Annotated in this window: 2 protein-coding genes; both read right to left on the reverse strand. The window is 40.9% G+C overall.

Annotation, left to right across the window (positions count from 1 at the left end; all coding sequences use genetic code 11):
* Window positions 1-115 precede the first annotated feature (115 nt).
* On the reverse strand, window positions 116-1,696 hold the full coding sequence (locus DB41_RS08255) for a leucine-rich repeat domain-containing protein (protein WP_052244036.1): 1,581 nt from the start codon (window positions 1,694-1,696) through the stop codon (window positions 116-118).
* 40 nt (window positions 1,697-1,736) lie between these two features.
* Complete coding sequence (locus tag DB41_RS08260; RefSeq protein ID WP_039386254.1) at window positions 1,737-1,919, reverse strand: hypothetical protein; 183 nt, start codon at window positions 1,917-1,919, stop codon at window positions 1,737-1,739.
* Window positions 1,920-2,043 lie beyond the last annotated feature (124 nt).

Below are 2,043 nucleotides of genomic sequence, written 5' to 3' on the forward strand. Positions count from 1 at the left end.
ACCTCTTAAGATTGTGAGTGTCAATTTTAATTGTGCCCCCTCACTCCATGAAGGGGGGCTCATTAAAATTGATGCGAACAATCTAAAAAGGGGCAAAACACCTTAAAAAAATAAGTTAAAAGAAAAAGATCTTAGATTTTACAGAAAAATTGTTGCACAATCTTATTTTTTCGGCGATATCCTTCAAAGGATTTTCCTCTAATTCAAGCGTGTGCAGCTTAGACAGCTGCCCGATTTCTGCAGGCAGAGCGGTGAGCTGGTTTTGATTTAAGTAAAGCGATTGCAGGTGAGACAACTGCCTTATTTCTGCAGGCAGAGCGGTGAGCTGGTTTTGATTTAAGTAAAGCGATTGCAGGTGAGACAACTGCCCTATTTCTGCAGGCAGAGTGGTGAGCTGGTTTTGATTTAAGAAAAGCCATTCCAGCTTAGACAGCTGCCCAATTTCTGCAGGCAGAGCGATGAGCTGGTTTTGATTTAAGTAAAGCACTCGCAGCTGAGGCAGCTGCACAATTTCTGCAGGCAGAGCGGTGAGCTGGTTTTGATCTAAGTAAAGCTTTTGCAGCTGAGACAGCTGCCCGATTTCTGCAGGCAGAGCGGTGAGCTGGTTTTGATTTAAGTGAAGCCATTGCAGCTTAGACAGCTGCCCAATTTCTGCAGGCAGAGCGGTGAGCTTGTTTTGGCTTGATTCAAGCCATTGCAACTGAGACAGCTGCCCGATTTCTGCAGGTAGAGTGGTAAGTTGGTTTTGATTTAAGTAAAGATATTGCAGCTGAGACAATTGACAGATTTCTGCAGGTAGGCTGGTGAGCTGGTTTTGATATAAGTCAAGCTTTTGCAGCTTAGACAGCTGCCCGATTTCTGTAGGCAGAACGGTGAGCTGGTTTTGATTTAAGTGAAGCGATTGCAGGTGAGACAACTGCCCTATTTCTGCAGGCAGAGTGGTGAGCTGGTTTTGATTTAATTTAAGCGTTTGCAGATCAGACAGCTGCCCTATTTCTGCAGGCAGAGTGGTGAGCTGGTTTTGATTTAATTCAAGCTCTTGCAGCTGAGACAGCTGCCCAATTTCTGCAGGCAGGCTGGTGAGCTGGTTTTGATTTAAGTAAAGCGTTTGCAGATCAGACAGCTGCCCAATTTCTGAGGGTAAGTAAGTCAAGCCTTCTTTAGATAAATCTAACATCGTGATGTTTTTACAATTTTCTTCAATCCAATCTCTAAGAAGCTCTCCTTGTTTTTCTAAAGGTAAATACTTGATTTTTTCTTGACTTAAGTATGCCGCTCCACCAGGCAGTGCTTTCCACATTAACAGACGATTAATATTTATAAGATAAGAGGCATAGCTAGCCAGAGTAAAATACCTTTTTTCCTGGGTTTTCCATTTAAATTCTAGCTCCGCAGGAGCAAGGGATTTAGCTAAAGTAAAGATTTGCCTAAAGATTGCATTTACCTTTGCTGCTTCAGAAAGCTTTTCTTCTAGCTTATAAATCCTATCTACAATAAGAGCCTGCTCCTTAACATCTCTACAAGGAGCATGCATCCTACTTATTTCCTTATAAAGGGAAGGTATGACGTCAGTAGCCAGCAAATCCCGCCATCTTGTACAAACGTTATATAAGAAAGGTGTGGTACAATATTTCAAAATGGAGGTTAGCACTTCATCAGGCAAGCTTTCAATAGATGTCGATGAGATAGGATGCATTTTATTTCCTTGGGTAATGATAACTTTTTAGCACTTTTATTTAAGAAACATAAAGAAATTGAAAAAGCAAGTCAAACGAATTCGTATCCTTATCACCGGGGGTATCGGCTAACTTGTTAAGCAAAGAGCAATCTACTATGCCTTGTAGGCGATAGCTAGATGTAGAAGGTTTTTGCTCAGCTTTGCGCCGACTAGACGTAGAATGCTTTTGAGTTGCTATCATTTAAAATTCTATAATCTGTATATACTTAAGTTTTTTTACAAACTTATCTAATTGACGTTTAGTAACGTTTGGACATGAAAATTCTTGCTGCATGAGCTTAGTAAAGGCTTTGGCTTCTTTTTCA

Source organism: Neochlamydia sp. TUME1 (genome assembly GCF_000813645.1).
GTDB lineage: Bacteria > Chlamydiota > Chlamydiia > Chlamydiales > Parachlamydiaceae > Neochlamydia.

Excerpts from the sequence above, each read along its gene's own strand:
- DB41_RS08255 (WP_052244036.1), bottom strand. The coding sequence starts at position 1,696 with ATGCATCCTATCTCATCGACATCTATTGAAAGCTTGCCTGATGAAGTG.
- DB41_RS08260 (WP_039386254.1), bottom strand. The coding sequence starts at position 1,919 with ATGATAGCAACTCAAAAGCATTCTACGTCTAGTCGGCGCAAAGCTGAG.